Annotated in this window: 1 protein-coding gene; it reads right to left on the minus strand. The window is 63.0% G+C overall.

Going from position 1 to position 1180, the window contains the following annotated elements:
• Positions 1 to 911: DUF5933 domain-containing protein (locus tag ABT116_RS48415; protein ID WP_351647908.1), on the minus strand; the 911-nt coding region annotated here is incomplete at its 3' end.
• Between the last annotated feature and the right edge of the window lie 269 nt (positions 912 to 1180).

The raw sequence follows: 1180 nt of genomic DNA on the forward strand, positions 1-1180 counted from the left end.
GTCGCCGTCAGGGTCGCGACGAGCCAGAACGATCCCAGGCTGCGAATCCACCACGGTCCGCTGCGCGAGTGGATGAACAACGCGACCGCCCACGCGGTGTGCAGGCTCGGCATGCAGTTTCGCGGTGCGGCGTCGTCGAACGGCAGCGACGACGGCGACGCGAAGTCGAAGTTGGGCACGATATTCGGCCAGTAGTCACCGATCTGGAATCCGAAACCACGCGGACCGAAGGCGAACACCGGCCCGACCACCGGGAACAGGACGTAGAAGATCGGGCCGATCAGCCCGATGAGCAGGAACGTTCGCAGCAGGTGATGCGACGGCCATCCCTTGCGTACTTGATAGAGAGCAACCACGATCACTGCGACGGGTAGTTCGACGTAGATCCAGTCGAGCGCTGCGGCACCGACGGGGCCCATGGCGTCGACGATCTGACCCATCACCCACGACGGGTTCCCGAGAGCCTGGTCGGCGAGGAATACGTACTCGTCCCAGACATCGGTGCCGACGAGAATGGTGATCTCCAGCCACGTTTCGGCAACCTTGGCCGCGATGATGAGCAACGCGCCCAGAGCGACGCCGTGCAGAACGCTGAGTCGACGCTCGCCGGACAACTTCCACACCGCGTACACCGCGATGGCTGTCAGAACCCAGGTGCCGCCGGTGCCCATCGTCAGCGGTCCACCCGAGAACCAGCGGATCGCGCCGACGACCACGTCGATGACGACGGCCGCGGATACCGCGTAGATGCGTTCTTTGTTGTTCAGCCCGACCAGCGCGAGAGCGAGGCCGACCCAGGGCATCGTCGCCGAACGGGGAACGAGGAAGTAGTCACCGAAGAGGCTTTCCACCGGACCGAGATAGCCCTTGTACGACGCGAACGCCTGCACGCCCAGAACCAGGGCGGTCAATGCTGCTGTGCCGATCAGAAGGAGTCGATGAGAACTCGACCACGAACGATCAGATTGTCCGGGTGCGTCCCCTCGTTGGGACCAACTGTCTATCAACACCGGACAATAGTAAACGGCATGTGAACCGAATATGGACACCCACTGGACAAACGGTTGGTATGCCCGGATTTTCAGTCCGCGAAACTGCCCTTCCCGCGGTGAGCCTGCTAGGTGCCCAGCTCAGCGACCAAGGCGTCGACGACCGCGACAAGATCGCCACCGGTCGCTTC

This window comes from Streptomyces sp. NPDC002130, from assembly GCF_040296465.1.
GTDB lineage: Bacteria > Actinomycetota > Actinomycetes > Streptomycetales > Streptomycetaceae > Streptomyces.